Source organism: Nocardia sp. NPDC004278, assembly GCF_053602975.1.
The window spans coordinates 70766-91843 of sequence record NZ_JBSGEQ010000008.1; the positions used below are offsets into that span (position 1 = coordinate 70766).

At 64.5% G+C, this 21078-nt stretch carries 21 protein-coding genes; 14 read left to right on the forward strand and 7 right to left on the reverse strand.

Going from position 1 to position 21078, the window contains the following annotated elements:
• Positions 1-14: 14 nt before the first annotated feature.
• A complete protein-coding gene (locus ACWEO2_RS14635) occupies positions 15-977 on the reverse strand; it encodes a Zn-ribbon domain-containing OB-fold protein (RefSeq protein ID WP_452405919.1) in 963 nt (320 codons plus the stop codon).
• A gap of 151 nt (positions 978-1128) precedes the next feature.
• On the opposite strand from ACWEO2_RS14635, the gene ACWEO2_RS14640 reads away from it, so the two are divergent.
• Together ACWEO2_RS14640 and ACWEO2_RS14645 are read left to right on the forward strand one after the other, a co-directional pair.
• The gene (locus ACWEO2_RS14640; RefSeq protein ID WP_355181706.1) at positions 1129-2166 is read left to right on the forward strand and encodes an LLM class F420-dependent oxidoreductase; all 1038 of its coding nucleotides are present in this window, start codon (positions 1129-1131) and stop codon (positions 2164-2166) included.
• A 22-nt stretch (positions 2167-2188) separates the two neighbouring features.
• Positions 2189-3745 carry an acyl-CoA synthetase gene (locus ACWEO2_RS14645; protein WP_452405756.1) on the forward strand — a complete coding sequence of 519 codons (1557 nt, stop codon included), beginning with the start codon at positions 2189-2191 and terminating at the stop codon, positions 3743-3745.
• A 210-nt stretch (positions 3746-3955) separates the two neighbouring features.
• Here ACWEO2_RS14645 and ACWEO2_RS14650 read toward each other — a convergent pair whose 3' ends face one another.
• Positions 3956-4957, reverse strand: coding sequence for a sigma-70 family RNA polymerase sigma factor (locus tag ACWEO2_RS14650; protein WP_355181710.1), 1002 nt, complete (start codon positions 4955-4957; stop codon positions 3956-3958).
• A 183-nt stretch (positions 4958-5140) separates the two neighbouring features.
• Between ACWEO2_RS14650 and ACWEO2_RS14655 the strand changes: the two genes are divergently transcribed.
• The gene (locus tag ACWEO2_RS14655) at positions 5141-5557 is read left to right on the forward strand and encodes a VOC family protein (RefSeq protein WP_452405757.1); all 417 of its coding nucleotides are present in this window, start codon (positions 5141-5143) and stop codon (positions 5555-5557) included.
• A 67-nt stretch (positions 5558-5624) separates the two neighbouring features.
• On the opposite strand, the gene ACWEO2_RS14660 is transcribed toward ACWEO2_RS14655, so the two are convergent.
• On the reverse strand, positions 5625-6407 hold the full coding sequence (locus tag ACWEO2_RS14660; RefSeq protein ID WP_354954398.1) for a crotonase/enoyl-CoA hydratase family protein: 783 nt from the start codon (positions 6405-6407) through the stop codon (positions 5625-5627).
• Between the two features lie 104 nt (positions 6408-6511).
• On the opposite strand from ACWEO2_RS14660, the gene ACWEO2_RS14665 reads away from it, so the two are divergent.
• Entirely contained in the window at positions 6512-8161 is a 1650-nt protein-coding gene (locus ACWEO2_RS14665) for an acyl-CoA synthetase (RefSeq protein ID WP_452405758.1), read from the forward strand.
• Between the two features lie 157 nt (positions 8162-8318).
• Positions 8319-9140, forward strand: a complete 822-nt coding sequence (locus ACWEO2_RS14670) for an acyl-CoA thioesterase domain-containing protein (RefSeq protein ID WP_452405759.1) — start codon at positions 8319-8321, stop codon at positions 9138-9140.
• A gap of 171 nt (positions 9141-9311) precedes the next feature.
• Here the strand turns inward: ACWEO2_RS14670 and ACWEO2_RS14675 are convergent, their stop codons facing one another.
• Positions 9312-9896 carry a TetR/AcrR family transcriptional regulator gene (locus ACWEO2_RS14675; protein ID WP_452405760.1) on the reverse strand — a complete coding sequence of 195 codons (585 nt, stop codon included), beginning with the start codon at positions 9894-9896 and terminating at the stop codon, positions 9312-9314.
• Positions 9897-9996: 100 nt separating this feature from the next.
• Here ACWEO2_RS14675 and ACWEO2_RS14680 point away from each other — a divergent pair, with 100 nt between their 5' ends.
• The 5 genes from ACWEO2_RS14680 to ACWEO2_RS14700 all read left to right on the forward strand — a co-directional run bounded on the left by ACWEO2_RS14680 (position 9997) and on the right by ACWEO2_RS14700 (position 14932).
• Positions 9997-11178: an FAD-dependent oxidoreductase gene (locus ACWEO2_RS14680; protein ID WP_452405761.1), complete on the forward strand. Its 1182-nt coding sequence runs from the start codon at positions 9997-9999 to the stop codon at positions 11176-11178.
• 337 nt (positions 11179-11515) lie between these two features.
• Positions 11516-11842 carry a hypothetical protein gene (locus ACWEO2_RS14685; protein ID WP_452405762.1) on the forward strand — a complete coding sequence of 109 codons (327 nt, stop codon included), beginning with the start codon at positions 11516-11518 and terminating at the stop codon, positions 11840-11842.
• Positions 11839-13116, forward strand: a complete 1278-nt coding sequence (locus tag ACWEO2_RS14690) for a hypothetical protein (protein ID WP_452405763.1) — start codon at positions 11839-11841, stop codon at positions 13114-13116. The genes ACWEO2_RS14685 and ACWEO2_RS14690 overlap by 4 nt, the downstream gene beginning before the upstream one ends.
• A 1-nt stretch (position 13117) precedes the next feature.
• Complete coding sequence (locus ACWEO2_RS14695) at positions 13118-13780, forward strand: hypothetical protein (protein ID WP_452405764.1); 663 nt, start codon at positions 13118-13120, stop codon at positions 13778-13780.
• Positions 13781-13789: 9 nt separating this feature from the next.
• Positions 13790-14932: an RDD family protein gene (locus ACWEO2_RS14700; protein WP_452405765.1), complete on the forward strand. Its 1143-nt coding sequence runs from the start codon at positions 13790-13792 to the stop codon at positions 14930-14932.
• 72 nt (positions 14933-15004) lie between these two features.
• Here ACWEO2_RS14700 and ACWEO2_RS14705 read toward each other — a convergent pair whose 3' ends face one another.
• The 3 genes from ACWEO2_RS14705 to ACWEO2_RS14715 form a co-directional block, all read right to left on the reverse strand.
• Positions 15005-15241: an AbrB/MazE/SpoVT family DNA-binding domain-containing protein gene (locus tag ACWEO2_RS14705; RefSeq protein ID WP_452405766.1), complete on the reverse strand. Its 237-nt coding sequence runs from the start codon at positions 15239-15241 to the stop codon at positions 15005-15007.
• Positions 15242-15384: 143 nt separating this feature from the next.
• Entirely contained in the window at positions 15385-16491 is a 1107-nt protein-coding gene (locus ACWEO2_RS14710) for an acyl-CoA dehydrogenase family protein (RefSeq protein ID WP_452405767.1), read from the reverse strand.
• Between the two features lie 96 nt (positions 16492-16587).
• Complete coding sequence (locus tag ACWEO2_RS14715) at positions 16588-17781, reverse strand: acyl-CoA dehydrogenase family protein (protein ID WP_452405768.1); 1194 nt, start codon at positions 17779-17781, stop codon at positions 16588-16590.
• A gap of 208 nt (positions 17782-17989) precedes the next feature.
• Between ACWEO2_RS14715 and ACWEO2_RS14720 the strand changes: the two genes are divergently transcribed.
• The 4 genes from ACWEO2_RS14720 to ACWEO2_RS14735 all read left to right on the forward strand — a co-directional run bounded on the left by ACWEO2_RS14720 (position 17990) and on the right by ACWEO2_RS14735 (position 21074).
• A complete protein-coding gene (locus ACWEO2_RS14720) occupies positions 17990-18178 on the forward strand; it encodes a ferredoxin (protein ID WP_354959653.1) in 189 nt (62 codons plus the stop codon).
• Between the two features lie 43 nt (positions 18179-18221).
• The gene (locus tag ACWEO2_RS14725) at positions 18222-19139 is read left to right on the forward strand and encodes a 3-oxoacyl-ACP reductase (protein ID WP_452405769.1); all 918 of its coding nucleotides are present in this window, start codon (positions 18222-18224) and stop codon (positions 19137-19139) included.
• A 314-nt stretch (positions 19140-19453) separates the two neighbouring features.
• Complete coding sequence (locus ACWEO2_RS14730) at positions 19454-20218, forward strand: MlaE family ABC transporter permease (protein WP_452405770.1); 765 nt, start codon at positions 19454-19456, stop codon at positions 20216-20218.
• Between the two features lie 4 nt (positions 20219-20222).
• Entirely contained in the window at positions 20223-21074 is an 852-nt protein-coding gene (locus ACWEO2_RS14735) for an MlaE family ABC transporter permease (protein ID WP_354959630.1), read from the forward strand.
• Positions 21075-21078: the final 4 nt, after the last annotated feature.

The following is a 21078-nucleotide window of genomic DNA, read 5'->3' on the forward strand; positions in this document are numbered from 1 at the left end:
GTCAACGTGGCCTCTCAGAGGTGGTGCTTGTAGGTGTCGTAGTCGGCATCCGGCTCGCCGGTGGGGCGGAAGTGGTCCACATTGCTGAGCCCGAAGCCCCACTCCTCGCGCGGTTTCCACACCGCCTCCACCCGCATGCCCATGCGCACCTCGCTCGCCTCGGTGCCGAGCACCAGGTGCAGCACCGGGATATCGGCGCCGTCGAGCAGCACATAGGCCGCGACATACGGCGGCTTGATGCGCTGGCCGAGGAACGGCACATTCACGATGCAGAAGGTGGTCACAATGCCGCGGTCGGGCAGTTCGACGATCTCGTCGGTCGGCCTGCCGTCGGTCGGATTGGCGCCGCGCGGCGGGAAGTACACCTTGCCCGCGGCGTCGGTGCGCCCGCCGAGCAGTTTGCCCTCGGCCAGGCCGCGCAGGTAGATGGTCTCCTGCGGGGAGGCGCTGTGCATGTAGTTCAGGTCGACCGGTGTGACGAGCATGGTGACCGGCTCGCCGTCCGAACCGGATTGCGCTGGTGCGGTGGAGGTTTCGCCCGGTTCGAAGCAGACGATGTCCTTGATGCTGCCAGTGGGCTCGGTCGCCCACCGGGCGACCACGCGCTGTCCGGTGTGGATGTCCTCGGGTCCGGCGACATCGACGGCGTGCAGCATGGTGGTGTCCGCGCCGTCGAGTTGGATCAGCGCCCAGGCGAACGGGCGGTCGAACGGCTGGCCGGGCAGCGGATCGCGGACCCAGGTCCACGACCGGACGGTGCCGGTATCGGCCACGTCGACGAATTCGGTCAGCGCCGCCGAGGTGACCGGATCGTATTCCGGCGGCGGTACCAGCACCCGGCCGTCCGAGCCGCGCACGCCGACGATCTTGCGGCCGCGCAGCTCGGTCAGGAAGGTGCCGATGACCGGCCCGACCGACCGCGTGTAGTCGAATTGCACCCGAAGGGGTGCACTGAGTACATCGGGCGGTGTGTTCAATTCCGGCCCTCTCTCATCCGCGATTGTCCCGGATGCGGTATTCCCCTGAGTCACGATATCGAGTAGAACAGGTTCTTATTCTGGTGGCAAGAACTTGCTGGCCCTTTCGAGCGACCTGCAAGCAATCGCTAGCGAGAGAAAGAGGTCGCGCATGAAGTTCGGATTGCAACTCGGGTATTGGATGGCGCAGCCGCCACAGAACGCGGGCGAGTTGGTTGTCGCCGCCGAGGCGGCGGGTTTCGACGCGGTATTCGCGGCCGAATCCTGGGGATCGGATGCCTTCGGGCCGCTGATGTGGTGGGGCTCGGCCACGCAGCGGGTGCGGCTGGGGACCTCGGTGGTGCAGATGTCGGCGCGTACCCCCGCCGCGACGGCCATGCACGCGCTGACGCTGGACCATCTCAGCGGCGGCCGGGCCATTCTCGGGCTCGGCGTCTCCGGGCCGCAGGTGGTCGAGGGCTGGTACGGACAGCCGTTCGCCAAGCCATTGCAGCGCACCAGGGAGTATGTCGGCATCATTCGCCGCATCCTGGAGCGGCAGGCGCCGGTCACCAATGACGGGCCGCAGTACCCGCTGCCCTACACCGGACCGGGATCGACCGGACTCGGTAAGCCGCTCAAGCCGATCGTGCATCCGCTACGTGCGGATATGCCGATCTGGCTGGGTGCGGAGGGGCCGAAGAATGTCGCGCTGACGGCCGAGATCGCCGACGGCTGGCTCGCGATCTACTACGCGCCGCGACTGGCCGGGATGTACAACGACTGGCTCGACGAGGGCTTCGCCAGGGCGGGTGCGCGGCGTTCGCGGGACGATTTCGAGATCGCCGCGAGCTGTCAGGTGGTGATCACCGACGACCCCAAGAGTGAACTCGAGCGGATGCGCTGGATCATGGCGCTCTACATCGGCGGCATGGGTGCGCCGGAGTTGAATTTCCACGCGCAGGTCTATCGGCGGATGGGCTACGAACGCGAGGTGGACGAGATCGGCAGGCTCTTCCAGTCCGGCAAGAAGGCCGAGGCGGCGGCGCTGGTGCCGGATGAGCTGATTCTGGATACCGCGATCATCGGCGACGAGGAGCATGTGCGTAAGCAACTCGAAGTCTGGGAAGCCGCCGGGGTCACCGAGATGCTGGTGTCTGTTCCAGATATCGAGCAGTTGCATCGGCTCGCACCCCTTGTACAGATGTAGAACACGTTCTAAATTCGTAAGAATGACGACGCAGGAGTCAGTAGAAATTCTCGGTCTGTGGAACATCGCGAACGCGGAACCCGATCGGATCGCCCTGGTGGATCCATCCGGCCGCGAGGTGACCTATCGCGAATTGGCCACGCTCGCAAACCGTTACGGCACCGGCCTGCGGGCACTCGGCCTACAGCCCGGTGACGTGCTGGTCAGCATGGTGCACAACTGCGTCGAGGCGGTCGCCGCCTACTTCGCGGCCTACCAGGCCGGGCTGTACATCGTCGCGGTCAACTGGCATCTGACCGGCCCCGAGGTGGCCTACATCCTCGCCGATAGCGAGGCCAAGGCCTTCATCGCAAGCGACCGGTTCGCCGCCACCGCGATCGCCGCGGCGGATGAGGCCGGGCTGCCGGCCACCGCGCGCTTCGCGGTCGGCGAGATCGAGGGTTTCAAGTCCGTGGCCTGGCTGGGTGCCGCCGATACCGGTCGGCCCGACAACCGGACCACGGGTGCGCCGATGCTCTACACCTCGGGAACCACGGGGCGGCCCAAGGGCGTTCGGCGTCCGCTCACCGGCACCGACCCGGATGTCGTTCCGGTGGCTTCGACCGCGTTCTTCGGCCTGTTCGAACTGAATCCCTATGACGATCACGTGCACATCTGTGGTTCGCCGCTGTATCACACGGCCGTGCTGAACTTCGCGACCATCTCTATTCAGTTGGGGCACAAGCTCGTTCTGATGGATCGCTGGGACGCCGAGGAGATGCTGCGGCTCATCGACAAGTATCGGGTGACCCACAGCCATATGGTGCCGACCCAGTTCCACCGGCTGCTCGCGCTGCCCGCGGAGGTGCGCGCGAAGTACGACGTGTCATCGCTGCGCAGCATGGTGCACGGCGCGGCCCCGTGCCCGGCCGAGACCAAGCGGCAGATGCTGGAGTGGTGGGGACCGACGGTCACCGAGTACTACGCGGCGACCGAGGGCGGCGGCACGGTCATCAACGGCACCGACTGGCTGAAGAAGCCGGGCTCGGTGGGCAAGGCCTGGCCGTGGTCGGTCATCAAGGTGCTCAGCGAGGAGGACGGCTCCGAGTTGCCCACCGGGGAGCCCGGTCTGGTCTATATGAAGATGGGTGCCTCCAGCTTCGAATACCACCACGCCAAGGAGAAGACCGAAGAGTCAAGGGTCGGTGACCTTTTCACCGTCGGCGATATCGGCCACCTCGACGAGGACGGCTACCTCTACCTGCACGACCGCCGCTCCGACCTGATCCTGTCCGGTGGTGTGAACATCTACCCGGCCGAGATCGAGAACGTCCTCACCACCCACCCGAAGGTAGAAGACGTCGCGGTCTTCGGCCTGCCGCACCCGGATTGGGGCCAAGAGGTCAAGGCCGTCGTCCAGCCGGTATCCGGTGTCGACGGCAACGACGACCTCACCGCCGAACTGTTGGCCTACGCCGCAACCCAATTGGCGAAATACAAAATGCCCCGCTCCATCGACTACCTCGACGAACTCCCCCGCGACCCCAACGGCAAGCTCTACAAGCGCAAACTCCGCGACCGCTATATCCCGGCCTCATAGCGGAGTTCCGTCGAACGTAGTCAAATGGTTGTCGCCATGCCATATTCGGCGGCCCTATGACTACGTTCGACGAGCACCTGGACTGGGTATGTTCAACGGCGTGCCCGCCCGGCTCGATTGCTCGACCTGTCTACCTACCCGCTGGGCCAGCTAAGCCTCCGAACCGGCTGTCGTTTCACCATCCCGCCGCGGACCACCGGCGGCGAAGGCTCAGGCGGGTTCGCGTAGCTCCGGTGCCAATCCGAACAGCGGGAACAGCTTCTCGGTGTCGAGGAAGAAGTTGAGTCCGGCGATGCTGTCGCCGTCCAGTTCGAGGACCGTGATCGACCACGGAACCCATACGCCCGCTTCGCTTTCGTGCGGTTTGTAGTGGCCGAAGGCTGGGTGGCCGTTGGCGCCTGGCAGGCGGATCATGCGGGAATCGCGGCAGCCGCTGCCGGTGCCGAGCATGAAGGCGGCCACATTCTCGGGGCCCGAGATCCACAGTTCGATCGGTGGCATGGACAGTGCCACATCGGCTTTCAGCAGGGTGGTCAGGGTGTCCATATCGTAGGCCTCGAAGGCCTTGACGAAATCGTCGACAAGTTTGCGCTGATTGTCATCGGATTCGTCGTAGGTGTCGGTGTCGGCGGGCTGCACCTTCGACATGGTCGCCCTGGCGCGCTGGAGTGCGCTGTTCACCGATGCGGGGGACATGGTCAGCGCCTCGGCGGTCTCGCTGGCCGAAAATCGCAGTACCTCTCGCATGATCAGGATGGCGCGCTGGGTGGCGGGCAGATGCTGACAGGCGGCGACGAATGCCAGCCGCAGCGTGTCCTTGGCGGAGGCGTGGTCGGCCGGATCCGAGCCGAAGGCAAGCGCATTGGGGATCGGCTCGATCCAGACGTAATCCGGCTGCGGCATGGGCAGCGGCGAATCCGGCCGTGACGGACCGGACAGATCCATCGGCCTGGCCCGGCGCTGCGGGCCGTCGAGCATATCGAGGCAGACATTGGTGGTGATCTTGTACAGCCAGGACCGTAGGCTGGCGCGACCCTCGAACGAGTCATAGGACTTCCACGCGCGGGTGAAGGTCTCCTGGACCGCGTCCTCCGCTTCGAAGGAGGAGCCGAGCATGCGATAGGCGTAGGCGCACAGCTCCCGCCGATGTCCTTCGAAGGATGCGAGGACGTCCGGGGTGAGGCCGACGGTCGAGCCGGACGAGTCGTTCATGGGTGTCACCCTGCCACAGCCCACCGACACATTCGAGACCCGAAGGCCCTCTACCTGCGGAATCAAGATCACCACGGCGGGGACGTCGGCTTGGGCTCGGGTCCGCTGGCGCCGCCGCGATGAGTTCGCCGCGGTCGTCCCGTCTGTACATATAAACCGCCGAAGACGACGTTAGGACCACCCATGCCCAGCAAGATGATCTTCATCAATCTCCCCGTCGCAGACCTGGGCCGGTCCAAGAATTTCTACGAGGCCATCGGCTGGAAGGTGAACCAGGACTTCACCGATGAGAACGCCGCCTGCATCGTCGTCGACGACAATATCTGCGCCATGCTGCTCACCAGGGACTTCTTCACGACCTTCGCCACGCGCCCGATCGCCGATACCGTCGCAACGGTCGGCGGCGCGTTCGCGCTATCGCTGGCGAGCGCGCGCGAGGTGGACATCCTCACCGAGGCCGCGCTGGCCGCTGGCGCCACCGAGGAGCTGCACGAGGATCGCCGCGCCGAGGAGGCCCAGGTCGGCATGTTCGGCCGCACCTTCATCGACCCCGATGGCCACCAGTGGGAGCCCTTCTGGATGGACTATCCCGGCAATTGATCCCGCCGCGGCCGGTCGAATGGTGGCCCGGGTGCCACCATTCGGATCGCCTCGGCGAGAACGTAATTCAGCTGCCGGTGAAGGTGGGCTTGCGCTTTTCGGCGAAGGCCTTGGGGCCCTCCTTGGCATCGGCGGTCCGGAATACCGCCATGCCGAGTTTGGCCTCGATCTGGAAGGCGTCCTCCTCCGGCATGGCCTCGGTCTCCCGAATGGTGCGCAGAATCGCCTGCACCGCAACGGGTCCGTTCGCCGCGATCTGCGCGGCGAGTTCCAGGGCCTTGTCCAATGCGGTGCCGTCCGGGACCACATGCCCGATCAGCCCGATCTCCTTGGCCTCGGCGGCGGTCACATGCCTGCCGGTCAGCAGAATGTCGGCGGCGACGGTGTAGGGAATCTGGCGGACCAGCCGAACGGCCGAGCCGCCGAGCGGGAACAGGCCCCAACGCGCCTCGGACACACCGAATTTCGCGCTCTCCCCGGCCACTCGGATATCGGTGCCCTGCAGGATCTCGGTGCCACCGGCAATGGCCGGACCCTCCACCGCCGCGATCAGCGGTTTGGTGAGCCGGCGGCCCTTGAGCAGCGCCTCCAATTTGGTCGGATCAAAACTACCCGCGGTCGAGGCGTCGCCGGGGTGCCGAGCGGACATCGCCTTGAGGTCCATGCCGGCGCAGAACGCGCCGCCTGCGCCGGTCAGGATCGCGACGCGGATATCGGGATCATTGTCCACCTGGTCCCAGGCGTCGCGCATGATCGCCATCATCTCGGCCGACAGTGCGTTGCGGGCCTCGGGGCGATTCATGGTGACGATGAGGACGTGATCGCGCTTCTCGACGAGGCAATCTGGCATTACTCGATCTCCTGACACTCCAGGGGGATGGCAGGCCGGCGGAGCCGGCCGGGGCGGCAAATTCAGCCTTGTCAGAAACAGTAACACGTTCTATTTTTAGCTTTGTGAGCTACAACATAGCGGACCTAGTCGAACACGCCATCGATCTGATGCCCGACCGCGTAGCGCTGGCCGACGACGGCCGCGAGGTGACTTACGCGCAGTTGGAGGAGCGGGCCAATAAACTCGCCAACTACCTGCTGCAACAGGGTGTCCAACCGGGCGACAAGGTGGGCATCTATTCGCGGAACACGATCGAGGCCGTCGAGGCCATGGTCGCGGTCTTCAAGGCCCGCGCCGTGATGATCAACGTGAACTTCCGATATGTCGAGAACGAGTTGCAGTATATTTTCGATAATTCGGATATGGTCGCGCTGATCCACGAGCGCCGCTACAGCGACCGGGTGACCGGAGTTCTTCCGAAGACGCCCCTGTTGAAGACGGTCATCGTCGTGGACGACGATACGACCGGCACCATCCCCACCGCAGCGGATTCGGTGGAATACGAGGCGGTGCTGGCGCAGTCCTCGGGCGAGCGGAACTTCGGTGAGCGCTCCGCGGACGATATCTTCATGCTCTACACCGGCGGCACCACCGGCCTGCCCAAGGGGGTGATGTGGCGGCACGAGGATTGGTGGCGCGTACTCGGCGGCGGCATCAACTTCCTCACCGGCGAATACGTCGAGGACGAATGGCATCAGGCCAAGACCGGCGCGGGCAATCCGCAGATGGTCCGGTTCCCGATTCCGCCGATGATCCACGGTGGCTCACAGACGGCGACCTTCCACAGCCTGTTCGACGGCGGCAAGGCCGTGATGATCCCGGAGTTCACCGGCCACGGGGTGTGGCAGCACATCGACCGGCACAAGATCAACCTCATCTTCATCACCGGTGACGCCATGGCCCGGCCGATGGTCGACGCCCTGCTCGAGGGCAATCCGGAAACCGGTGCGCCGTACGACCTTTCGAGTCTGTACGTGATGGCGAGCAGTGCCGCGCTGTTCTCGCCGACGCTCAAGGACAAGTTCCTGGAACTGCTGCCGAACCGGATGATCACCGATTCCATCGGCTCCTCCGAAACCGGTTTCGGCGGTCTGGCCGTTGTCACCAAGGGCGCCAACCACACCGGTGGTCCGCGGGTGAAGATCGACGCCGCCACCCAGGTGCTCGACGACGACGGCAATCCGGTGGTCCCGGGCTCCGGGCAGGTCGGATTCATCGCGCGCAGCGGCCACATTCCGGTCGGCTACTACAAGGACGAGGCCAAGACCAAGGCAACGTTCAAGGAGTTCAACGGAATTCGCTACTCCATTCCGGGCGACTACGCCCGGGTCGAGGAGGACGGCACCGTCACCATGCTCGGCCGCGGTTCGGTCAGCATCAACAGCGGTGGCGAGAAGATCTACCCGGAGGAGGTCGAGGGCGCGCTCAAGATCCACCCGGAGGTCTTCGACGCACTGGTGGTCGGTGTCCCCGATGAGCGGTGGGGACAGCGGGTGGTCGCGGTCGTGCAGTGTCGCGGCGATAGGCGGCCCACCCTGGATGAACTGCGCCCGGTGCTCACCCAGGAGATCGCGCCATACAAGCTGCCGCGCAGCCTGTGGTTCGTGGACCAGATCAAGCGCAATCCGGCGGGCAAGCCGGATTACCGGTGGGCCAAGGCACAGACCGAGGAGCGCCCGGCCGACGAGCACGCCGAGGCGAGCGGCAAGTAAGACGGCGGGTACGACCTGAGACCGGCAGGGCTGCCGCGAAAAGCGCGGCAGCCCTGTGCCGTTCACGGTCGTTCGTGCGCGGGTCGTTGGGGCGGGGCGCGGCGGCATCGTTCGTGACGGAGCCTTTCGCGCTGGCATGGAATAGGAGATAGTGGCAATGCGCTATGGATTTTTCGAGGCCACCGCGAATGGCTTCGCGCCGCTGCCGTTCGCAGCCAGCGCCTGGTCGCCGAAGATGCTCAACGGTCCCGCCATCTGCGGTCTCATGGCCAGGGCGCTGGAGCGGCAGCACTGTTCGGAAGGATTCATACCGGCGCGACTGACCGTCGACCTGTTCCGTCCGACGCTCAACAAGCCGGTGACCGTGGTGACCGAACTGGTCCGGGAGGGTCGGCGGATCCTGGTCGCCGATGCCGCGCTGATGCAGGACGGCGAGGATATGGCCAGGGCGACAGCGATATTTCTGAAGCGATCCGAGCAGCCGCCGGGCAGCCTGTGGACCCGTGCCGGCGATCCGGAGCCGCCTTCGGTGCCGGTCGCGACGGGCCCGACCGTGCCGCTGTGGGGCAGCGACGCACATGCTGATGGCTGGTCGTCGAGCATGGGCGAGCATCAGAACGACAGTCGAAAGCGCATGTGGCAGGTGCCGATGCCGGTGGTAGAGGGGGAGAGCCCGTCCGGATTCGTCGGCGCCGTGGTGATCGGTGAGTCGACGAGCCTGATGACGAACTGGGGCAGTGCCGGAATCGGATTCATCAATACCGATATGACGCTGGCGCTGGCGCGCACGCCCGTCGGACTGGAGATCGGCGTGGAGGCCGACAATCACATCAGCGCGGACGGAATCGCCGTCGGCAGTGCGACACTATTCGATCGATCCGGATCCTTCGGCACCTGTGTGGTGACCGCGCTGTCGAATGCCGAGCGTCAGGTCGACTTCTCCGATGATTCGGTGCTCCGGGCCAGAGTCGGGATCTGACTTTCGGTGATCACCAGCCGCGCCCGCGGATCGGTGAAAGCAAGATGGCTCCGGCCATCGGCCCGCTGCTCGGTGCACCCGAGATGGTCGCGGGCGTGGTCGCCATGGTTGCCTCCGATGACGTGAATTCATGACGGGCACAACGATTCACGTCGATGGCGGCGCGCACATCTAGCTGGGTGCGGAAGTCAGGTAACGCTGGAGGGTCGGTGCGATGTCCGCGATGATCTGGTCGCGGGTCAGGCCGACCACCGGCGGCAGCTCGAGCACGTAGCGGCATAGTGCGAGCCCGAGCATCTGGGTGACGATCAATCCCCCGCGGCGCTGCGCATCGGCCGGATCGCCGAAGCGCAGCACCGCGGGGAGCACCTGTTCGGTGAAGATCTGCCGAAAGCGTTCGCTCACGGTCTCATCGGTGATCGATGAGCGCAGCAGAATCACCAGCACCTTGTTATCGGGCTGGTCCTCCCAAATCGCCAGGAATCGGCGAACCAGCAACTCGCCGAGGCTGCTCGGCTCGGCCGACGCCAGATCCGGCAGCTCGAGGCGCACATCGACGGCTGCGGCGAACAGTCCGTCCTTGCTGCCGAAATAGCGCATCACCATTGATGGATCGATGGCGGCGTCGGCGGCGATGGCGCGGATGGTCGCCTTGCGGAACCCCTCGGCGGCGAAGCGGGCACGGGCGGCTTCCAGAATGGCCGCGCGGGTCGCGTCGGAGCGGCGCGCAGGCGGTTGATCAGTGTCGACACTCATGCCAACAAGTGTAGGCCAACAACTGTTGACGTTCCCAGTCGATCGGAGCTACAGTTATGCCAACAAGCGTTGGCCTACAGATGTTGACTTAGGAGTTCCGATGAACACCACCCCGCTGCCGGAGACCACTTCCGTCGTCGTCGTCGGGGCCGGTCCGGCCGGATTGACCACCGCGATCACCCTCGCCGACGCCGGAATCGACTTCGTCCTGCTGGACCGGCTCACCGAGGGCGCCAACACCTCCCGCGCCGCCGTCGTGCACGCCAGAACGCTGGAGGTGCTCGACGGACTCGGCATCGCCGATGAACTCATCTCTCGCGGCATCGTGGTGCCGACCTTCACGGTGCGCGACGGCGGCCGCACCCTGGCCACCGTGCGGTTCGACGGACTGCCCACCGAGTACCCGTACACGCTGATGGCACCGCAGGACACCACCGAGGCGGTCTTGCTCGAGCGGCTGCGCAAGGCGGGCGGCGAGGTGTACCGGCCCTACGAGATCACCCGCGTCGCCGACGAAAACGGCGGCGTCACAGTCGAATACACCGATGGCACCGGCGCGCGCGGCCGCCTTCGCGCGGACTATGTGGTCGGTGCGGACGGTATGCACAGCGTCGTCCGTGAGCAGGCGGGTATCGGCTTCACCGGTGCGACCTATCCGGAATCCTTCGTACTCGCCGACGTCCGGATGGACTGGCCGATCGCGCGCAACGAAGTGACGCTGCACCTTTCACCCGAGGGCGTGACGGTGGTTGCGCCACTGCCCGACGACACCGAGCCCAACCGCTACCGGGTCGTCGCCACCGTCGCCGAGGCCCCCGAACACCCGACCGTCGAGGACATCCGAGCCATCCTGGACACTCGCGGCCCCGGCGGCGCCGTGCAGGTCCGCGAGGTGCAGTGGAGCTCGCGCTTCCGGGTGCACCACCGGGTGGCCGACCACTACCGCGCGGGCCGGGTGCTGCTCGCAGGCGACGCCGCCCACGTGCACAGCCCCGCAGGCGGACAGGGCATGAACACCGGCATCCAGGACGCCGCCTTCCTCGGCCCCTTGCTCGCCCGAGTCGTCAACGGCGAGCCCGACACCGTACTGGACACCTACGAAACCACCCGCCGCCCAGTAGCTCTCGGCGTCGTCGCCTTCACCGACCGCATGACCAAGATGGCCACCCTGCGCCCGCTGCCCGCCCGCCTGGCCCGCAACACCGCGATATCGATCCTGACCAGTATCCCCGCCGTCCGCACCAAGCTCGCCTACCAACTGGCCGAACTCGCCAACCGCTGACCGATACCGAACGCCTCTGCCCACCAGCGCAGGCGTTCGTCATTCCGGATACTCCCAGCCCACGGCAGGGTCCGCGGTGTCGATCGGGGGATTTCCAGTCGCCTCGACGCGTTAGGAGGCACACCGGTGGCTCAGGGGCTCAACGACTCTCGAATCCGGCCTTGATACGGTCGCCCACGATCTCGACGCAACGATCTGCTGAACAGATTCGCCGTATGTGCCGGGGGCACGTAATCAATGGAACCGATCTTCGCGCGGTCGCGTCCAACTACATAGGCGTGTGGTTTCCGCCGGTCCCGTCCCGGGGCCGGGCCGAGCCATATCGGTATGAAAGAGCGTGGGCATGGCCACTGTTCTAACCGTCGACATCGAAGTGCTGACCAAGGCTGTCCAGTCACTGAACAGCGCCGAACTGGTGCTGAACGAGGCGATGACGGCGATGTCCAAAGACAGCCACAAAGATATCGGTACCAAGGAACTCAACAGCGCCGCCGACAGTTTTCAAACCCGATGGAAGTACGGCGTCGAGCGCATCGGTGAGTCGGCCAAGGTGACCGCGGAGGGGGTCTCGCGGTGCCTCGCGGCCTATCAGGCGACGGACGACGCCTTCACGAAGGCGCTCGAAGCGGCCAAAGCCGTCGTTGACGCCGAGGAGCAGGCGTGACCGAGAACCCATATCCCAACCTGGGCTTCAATCCGGTTCCCGGCGCGGTGAGCGATGTGGCCGGTTTGCAAGGGCAGATCAGCAAATCGTACGAGGCGGTCAAAGAGACAGACCAGCTGTTGAGCCGTTTGCGCAACAGCAACGACGATGCGTGGAAGGGCGACGCTGGCAATGCATTCCGCGCCAGCTTCGACGCCACGCTGGCGCAGGATCTCGGCTATGCGCAGAGCTCACTCGAAAAAGCGGTCGCGCTGATCCAAGAGTGGCACACGAACCTCGTCAGCTTCCAAGAGACCGCCAAGGGACTGGAGACCGAGGCGGCGGAAGCCAAGGGACAGCACACACAGGCTGTCGCGACTTTGAACCAGGCCAATTCCAATCCAGACCTGCTACTGGCGAACCAGCGTTTCTCGGATGCGGAGAGCTTGCAGGCAGCACAAACCCGCCTCAATGCTGCGGTCGCCCAGGTAAATTCCGCCAGCGCATCCGTTGTTGATCGGCAAGCGAAGATCGATGCGATCATCAAACGCGCACGCGAGCTCGAAACCACTCACGACACCCTCGCCCGTCGAATCGCGAGCGAATTGGGTACCGCCGCAAAGGATTTCGCTCCAAGCCCGCCCGACAAGAGCATCTGGGATCGGATCACCGACGCTGTCAAGAGCCTGGGCGAGTGGATCGATGAGCACCGTGCGGGGATTCATCAAGCGCTGTCGATTGTCGCCGCGCTCGGCAGCGTTGTAGCCGTGTGCACACCCCCGCCGATCGATGCGATAGGTTTTGCGGTCGCGGCCGTCGCGACAGTCGGTCTCGTAGGGCTTGATTTGTCCGATCCAGAAATACGGCAGGGCCTAAAGAACGGAGAACTCAGCGCCTGGAAGACGGTTGGCCTGGACTCGTTGGGAATTGCCCCTGTCGGCGGAGCTGGTATTTCTGCGGTCAAGGTCGGATTCAATCTCATCAGGGGTGGCGAGGCTGTTGCGGTCGGGGCACACGCCGCACAGACAGTTAGCGCAGCTGAACGATTCGGCACCGCAGCACTGAACGCTGTGACGCACGAGCCGCTGCTATCGTCCAAGATCGTTTCAGGACTCGGCGGCGCGAAAGTCGCTGAGGCGTTGAGGCTCGATGGTGCGGCAACCAAGGTATTGCAATTGACCAAAGTCGCCGGGCCGTACGCCTCCGTCTCCGCAGTCGAGGCGGTAGATGTGTTCGCCCGATCAGGTAAAGCGGTGAAGGCAATGATCACCCCGCTGGTCGGAGGCGACGACTGAGATGACGACAATCGCGGAATCCGCAAATATCTCCATCACTGTCGACGTACCGCAGGGGTACGTCGACCTGCCGCTCGAGACAGACATAATTGATGATTCGATCGCGCAAACGGAATCGTTGTTCGCGTCACTCGGACCCGGTGCAGTGAGTTCAGCTGCACCCGCAGTCCTCCAGGCATTGCCGGTTCTGCTTACCCGATTGGCGCAGCTCAACACCGTGTACTGCGGCCTCGGGAGACATCTATCGGCGGATGGTCAGCAGATCTCGTCGACGTTGACTATCACGGTAAGCGAGTATGGCGAGCGAAGAAATCCGCGGTTGACGCTGGGAGACGTACTTACCGGGCGGCTCGACGCTGGTGAGAAATACAAAAACGCAGAATTCTTGGAGATCTCGGGGCGATCGGTGCTGTTCCTCGACAGGGTGCGGTCTGTGCCGACCCCCGACCTGCCCGGGTACGACGCGTCCGAGCTCGAGCAGTCGGTCTATCAAATCGAGGCGGTCGTTTCTTCACCGGACGGATCCGCGATCGCTGTCATCGAATTGTCCACACCATTCGTAGAGCACGGAGATGAATACCTTCTGCCGATTGTCGCGATGGCTGTATCGATAGAATTCACGATAACCCCGTTGCAGTCTGCGATGTTCTCGCTGGATCTATGAGGCGTGGTCATGTCCCATAACAAAGTTACCGGGGTGCCTCCGGCAATATCCTGCCCTGAAACCAAGGCGGCGGCACGGAAGGGGGCGGTCGGCCGTTGGTCGTTGCTGCTGATCGGCTTGATGGGCCTGCCGTTGACTGTGGTACTGATCGACGTTGGAGACCGTATCGAGTCGGCGACGCTATCCAGGCTTGTCGATTTCGTCAGGAATCTGGCGACTGGTGGCATGACGGTGGGCCTGATCTTGGGCAGTGTCTTGTTCTGGATCAATCGGAGAAGACGCCGAGCGATCAGGCGGTACCCCTGGGTTGTCTGGCGAATAAACTACATCGCTACCGGACACTACGAATGGGTGGAACTGCTCGACCGGAACGGTCAAGTGGTTTCCGGTCTGATTTTGAGCACGTGGTCCAAAGATATCGGAAAGCTCGTAAATCACAACACATCGGAGATTTGGTTCGCCGGAGAACCGGCGAAGTATGGAGTAATTTCCCGACCTGGCGGCGGTGACCTCCGATACGCATACGTCTCCAAACTGCGACCGCCACCGCGGTGGACTTTTCGGACGGAAGAACCGAAAGGCGACATCGGCATAGGTGTACCGGTATCAGGTGCTCCGAAGTATGAACTGGCGCGAGGACGCGGTCAGTTGCTGATGAAGCCCGTTGGAGAGCTGGGCGCAGCCCCGGCGCGGCATGGCGCCAAGGGGGATAGCAGGTATCCGTCACCCCGTATGCTCCGGCGGGTCTTGGCATTCGCCTTCGACTGGGTCCTACACCTCGGCATCGGGCTCGGCGCGGCAATCGCTAGCAGCCCCGAGTTCTCGTTCGAGGCCGCCACACGGTTTGATTGGAAGCATCTCGGCGTGAGCCCGATCATCGCGCTCGGGTTCTGGCTTTTGACCTCTGCGGTCGACCGAGTGTTTGTGCAAGCGGTCTTCCATACGACGGTGGGCAAGGCGCTGTTCGGATTGGTCATCATTCGCCCCGGCGACGGCACCTACCCTCCGTTCGCAAGATTGCTGGCCGTGTGGTTGGTCAATGTGTATCTGGTAGTGGCAATTCCGATCGATGGACCGGGACCGGAGAGCGTCGAAGACTACTTCCTGCCAGCTGTACGACGACGAGACCTACAGCGGGACAAGGCAATCTAACGGCTTCCGTTCGGCCGTGGGCTGCGTACGAATCGATCAGTACGGCCGGTCCGTTGACAGAAGTTGGACCACTCACCCACGGAGCAGATCCATGATCTCGTCGGTGCTCATGCCCTCGATGTCTCGGCTGTCGGCGGTTCCGCGCAGTCGCCGAACGAGTCGTTGCCCACGGGTGGGGGCGCCTTTGGTGCGCACGGTCCGAGGGGGGTTATCGACCTCGATGACTTCGATGTCGTCGCCTGTGCGTAGATCGTGCTCGGCGCGCAGCTGCGCGGGGATTGTCATCTGGCCCTTGCTGTTGAGCCGCACAGCATCCTCCCTAGCCGTAACGGTAGTACTACGAACATTGTGTATTACTAACGCAAAAGGGCTGTTCAGCACAGGTGTGTCGGTACACCGATCGGCCCGCCGGCGGCAGGTCCGGCGGGCCGATATGGTGCGGCAATCCTGGGTCAGGCAGGGGTTTCCGCGAGGAGTGCGCCGATGGCGCGCAGGTGGTCGGTGGCCGCGCCGAGGGCAAATTCATTGTGTTTGGCGGCGGTGAAGTAGTTGTGCACGATGTGGTCGCGGTCGATGCCGACGCCGCCGTGCACGTGGACCACGGTGTGCGCCACCCGATGTCCGGCATCGGCGGCCCAGAATTTGGCGGTATGCACCGCTTCGGAGCTGGCCAGATCCTCGGAGACCCGCCAGGCGGCCTGGGTGACCGCCAGTCGCAGACCTTGGACATCGATGTAGGCGTCGGCGAGGCGCTGGGCGACGGCCTGGAAGCTGCCGACGGCCTTGCCGAATTGTTCACGCTCGCGGGCATATTCGGCGACCAGCTCGAGTGCGCGTTCCAAGGTGCCCAATTGCTGAGCGCTCAGTCCCAGCCAGGCGCGGGTCAGGATCCAGTCCAGGATCTCCGCGCCGGAGGCCACCGTCGCGACCAATTCGGCCGGGGTGTCGTGGAATTCGACGCCGAACTCGGCGCTGAAGTCCACCACGCTCTGGGCGGTCACCTTGACCGTCGCATCGGCGGGATCCACCAGGAACAGGGCCGGAGCACCGGAAACGGTGGCGGGGATCAGGATGCGGGCCGCGCGGTCGGCGTAGGGCACCGTGGTCTTGGCGCCGGTGAGCCGCCAGCCGCCATCGGCCTGGTGTGCCACCGTGGTCGGCTTGGTCGGCTCCCAATTGTGTTCCTCGGCCAGCCCGGCGGTGAGGATGACGCTGCCATCGGCCGCCCGGCGCGCCCAATCCTGCTGGGTGTCCGAGCCGAATTGGGCGAGCGCGCCCGCGCCGACCACGATCGACCACAGGTACGGCACCGCCGCGACGTGCTTGCCGAGTTCGCGCAGCACGGCGCTCTGCTCGAGCGCGCCGAAGTCGCCGCCGCCCACCGATTCGGGCAATGCGGCGGCCAGCACGCCGGTCTCGGCGAGGGACTGCCACAGCGGCTCATCGAAGCGGCCCTCGGCGTCGAGTTCGCGGATCCGGTCGGCGGTGACCAATTTGGCGCAGACCTCGGCGGTCAGGCGGGTCAGGTCGAGCTGAGCTTCGGTGGGTGTGAAATCCATGGTGTCTACCTGCTTTCTGCGGTGCGAGCGACGGGCCCGGAGGCGGTAGCTTGGGTGACCACGCAGGCCCCCGGGAGCACCGCGATTGAATACAGCTCAGCGTGCCGCGGCGGGTTGCTTGAGTGCGGTCATGGCGATGATGTCGCGCTGGACCTCGTTGGTGCCGCCGCCGAAGGTCAGGATCAGCGCGGCGCGGTGGAACCGCTCCAACCGTCCGCGCAGTTCCGCGCCGGGGGAGTCCTGGCGCAGATATGCCTGCGGGCCCAGGATTTCCATCAGCAGGCGGTAGGCCTCGGTGGCCAGTTCGGTGCCGTAGACCTTGCAGGTCGAGGCGTCCCATGGCCGCGGCGCGGCATCGCCGCCCGCATCGGCCCGGCTGGCGATCTCCCAGTTCAGCAGCTTCAGGTACTCGACCTTGGCCTGCACCTTGGCCAGATTCAGCCGCACCCATTCCTGGTCGATCACCCGGGAACCATCGCCCGCCTTGGTATTGCGGGCCCATTCGGTGGCCTGGTTCAGCGCGACGGTGAGCGGTCCGGCGGAGGTCAGGGCGACGCGTTCGTGGTTGAGCTGATTGGTGATCAGCGCCCAGCCGCCGTTCTCCTGGCCGACGAGCGAGCTGGCGGGGACCCGGACGTCCTGGTAGTAGGTGGCGCTGGTGTCCGGTCCGGCCATGGTGTGCACCGGGGTCCAGGAGAAGCCCTCGGCCGTGGTCGGCACGATGAGCATGCTGATGCCCTTGTGCTTCTTGGCAGTCGGATCGGTGCGGACCGCGAGCCATACATAGTCGGCGTAGGCGATCAGGCTGGTCCACATCTTCTGGCCGTTGATCACGTAGTCGTCGCCGTCGCGCACCGCCGTGGTGCGCAGGCTGGCCAGGTCGGTGCCCGCGCCCGGCTCGGAATAGCCGATGGAGAAGTGCAGCTCGCCCGCGGCGATCTTGGGCAGGAAGAACTTCTTCTGCTCCTCGCTGCCGTAATGCATGATCGTCGGCGCCACTGAATTGATGGTCAGGAAGGGCACCGGTGCGCCGGCGATGGCCGCCTCATCGGTGAAGATGAGCTGATCCATGGTCGGGCGATCCTGCCCGCCGAACTCCTTGGGCCAGGCCAGGGTGAGCCAGCCGTCGCGGCCCATTTCCTGGACCACCTCGCGGTAGACGTTGCCGTGCCCGTACTCGCCGGTGGTCGCGCTCAGCGCGGCTCGGCGCTCCGGGGTGATCAGCCGCGCGAAGTAGTCGCGCAGCTCCGCACGGAGCTGTTCCTGCTGCGGCGTGTACGCAATGCGCATGGCAATACCTCTTGGGGGATGGTCAGCCGACGGAGCTTGCGGAGTCGGCGGGGTGGGTACAGCGGAGCCTTCGTTCGATGTCGGTTAACCGATCATTGCATATGAACTGAAACATGTTCCAGTATTGCGACCGAATGTGGTCGATGACGACACACGACATCAGATCGTGTTGTTAGGCTTCGAGCAGAGCATCAGTGAAGGAGTAGCCATGAAGGTCAGTGTCGATCTGGACCAGTGCGAAGCCAATGGAATCTGTGTCGGAATCGCTCCCGACGTCTTTGAACTCGATGATGACGATCAGCTGCACATCTTGGTCGGTGAGGTGGCGGAGGATCGGCTCGATGATGTCCGCGACGCGGTTGCTCAGTGCCCCAAAGCGGCCCTCCGGCTGCAGTGACGGGCGCTTGCCGTAAATAGGAACACGTTCTAGAGTCGGCCCCGTGAGTGATGCAGACAACAACGGTGTGAGTCTCGCGGGCCGGGTGGCCATCGTTACCGGTGGCGGCGCTGGACTGGGACGGGCCGAGGCGCTCGCCCTGGCGAGCGCGGGCGCGTCGGTGGTGGTCAACGATCTGTCGGAATCGGATGCGGTGGCCGAGACCCTCGCCGATATCCGGGCACTCGGGGCCAAGGCGGAGTTCGTCGCGGGCAGCATTGCCGAGCGTGCGACCGCCGATGCGCTCATCAGCACCGCCGAGGAGGCGTTCGGCGGCGTCGACATCGTGGTGAACAATGCGGGCATCACTCGTGACCGGATGCTGTTCAACATGTCCGATGAGGACTTCGACGCGGTGATCGCGGTCCATCTGCGCGGTCATTTCCTGTTGTCGCGCAACGCTGGCGCCTACTGGCGGGCCAAGTCCAAGGCGGCGGGTGCGCCTGTCTATGGCAGGCTCGTCAACACCTCCTCCGAGGCCGGACTGCTCGGCCCGGAGGGGCAGGCCAACTACGGCGCCGCCAAGGCCGGTATCACCGCGCTGACACTCTCCGCCGCCCGCGGGCTGTCCCGTTTCGGCGTGCGCGCCAATGCCATTGCGCCGCGGGCGCGCACCGCGATGACCGAGGCGGTCTTCAGCGCCGCACCGGAGGGCGGTATCGATCCGCTCGCGCCGGAACATGTCGCACGGTTGGTCGCCTTCCTCGCCTCGCCCGCCGCCGACGCGGTCAACGGGCAGCTGTTCGTGGTCTACGGGCCGATGGTCGCGCTGATGGCCGCACCGGTGGTCGAGCAGCGCTTCGATGCGGCCGGTGACCAGTGGACTTCCACCGATCTTGCCGCCACGCTCGGCGGTTACTTCGCTGAGCGCCCCGCCGGGCGTACGTTTTCTGCATCTTCACTGATCGATCTCGACCGCTAGCAACTGCTTGCGGGTAGCTTGCAATGGTCGGGTTTCTCAGTGATGGCAGCTGCCATCGACCGGCTGATCAGCTGTTGATCACCACTTCGGCAGTTGGTAGACATGGGAGTCAAGGTGCGCCCCGCCTCACAAGGGTTAGGTCATCCTGAATTGATACAGGTTGCAAATTCGTAGGCCGAATCAAGCAAAAAGAGCTGTTTAAAAGTGGCGAAAAGCTTCCTACGGCAAAGTGAACGTGTTCTAATCGTTGCGGCGATGCGGCCGAGGAGGGGCATCGTGCGGTGTGCTAGCAGGATGAGCAAGGAGGATCGCGCATGAACGAGGTCCTTGCCGTGCCATTGCGTGCAGTTGGCGGATTTTTCGAACTTGTTGCCGACGTTGCGCGGGCCAGCATTCGACGACCGTTCCAAGGGCGCGAGTTCATTGATCAGGCCTGGTTCATCGCACGCGTTTCGATCATTCCGACAGTGCTGGTCGCGATTCCGTTCACCGTGCTGGTGAGCTTCACGCTCAACATCCTGCTGCGCGAAATCGGCGCCGCCGATCTCAGCGGTGCTGGTGCGGCATTCGGTACGGTCACCCAGGTCGGGCCGATTGTCACGGTATTGATCGTCGCTGGCGCCGGCGCCACCGCGATCTGCGCGGATCTCGGTGCCAGAACCATCCGCGAGGAGATCGATGCGATGCGCGTGCTCGGCATCGATCCGATCCACCGGCTGGTGGTGCCGCGGGTGCTGGCCTCGATGTTCGTGGCACTGTTGCTGAACAGCCTGGTGTCCACCATCGGCATCGTCGGCGGCTTCCTGTTCTCGGTGCTGCTGCAGGATGTGAATCCCGGTGCGTTCGTCAATGGCATCACCCTGCTCACCCATCTGCCCGAACTGGTCATCTCCGAAGTGAAGGCCGGTTTGTTCGGGCTGATCGCCGGACTGGTGGCCTGTTATCTCGGCCTGAATGTCAAAGGTGGTCCCAAGAGTGTCGGTGATGCGGTGAATCAGACCGTTGTCTTCGCCTTTATGGCCCTGTTCGTGGTGAACGTCGTGGTCACCGCCGTCGGCATCAAGTTCGCGGCGCGGTGAGGCGATGGCATTCGTAATCCAGTCCCGGTTCCCGCGTACCGTGCGGCGAGTGCGTCGTTTTTCGGACTCACTCGATTCGGTCGGTAAACAAGCGGTGTTCTATGCGCAGACGATCGGTTCCATCCCGCGCGCCCTGCTGCACTATCGGACCGAGACGATTCGATTGATCGCCGAGATCAGCATGGGCACAGGCGCTTTGGCCGTGATCGGTGGCACGGTCGTCATCGTCGGATTTCTCACGCTGTTCACCGGCGGCACCATCGCGGTGCAGGGTTACAGTTCGCTCGGCAATATCGGCGTCGAGGCACTGACGGGCTTCTTCTCGGCATTCATCAATGTGCGCATCGCGGCGCCGGTGATCTCCGGAATCGGTTTGGCCGCAACGATCGGCGCCGGTTCGACCGCGCAGCTCGGCGCCATGCGGGTGGCCGAGGAGATCGACGCGCTGGAGTCCATGGCGATTCGGCCGGTGCCATATCTGGTCGGCACCCGGGTGCTCGCGGGCATGATCGCGATCGTGCCGCTGTACGCGCTGGCGGTCATCTGCTCGTTCATCGCGAGTCGCTTTGCCACCGTGGTGATCTACGGGCAGTCCGCGGGCGTCTACGACCACTACTTCTCCACCTTCCTGATCCCCAGTGACATCCTCTGGTCCTTCGCCCAGGCGATCCTCATGGCCTTGGCGGTCATGATGATCCACACCTACTACGGCTACAACGCCGCGGGCGGACCGGTCGGTGTGGGGATCGCGGTCGGCAATGCGGTGCGGGCCTCGTTGGTCGCGGTGGTCACGGTGACGCTGCTGATCTCGCTGGCCATCTACGGCACCTCCGGCAACTTCCATCTCTCCGGGTAGAGCG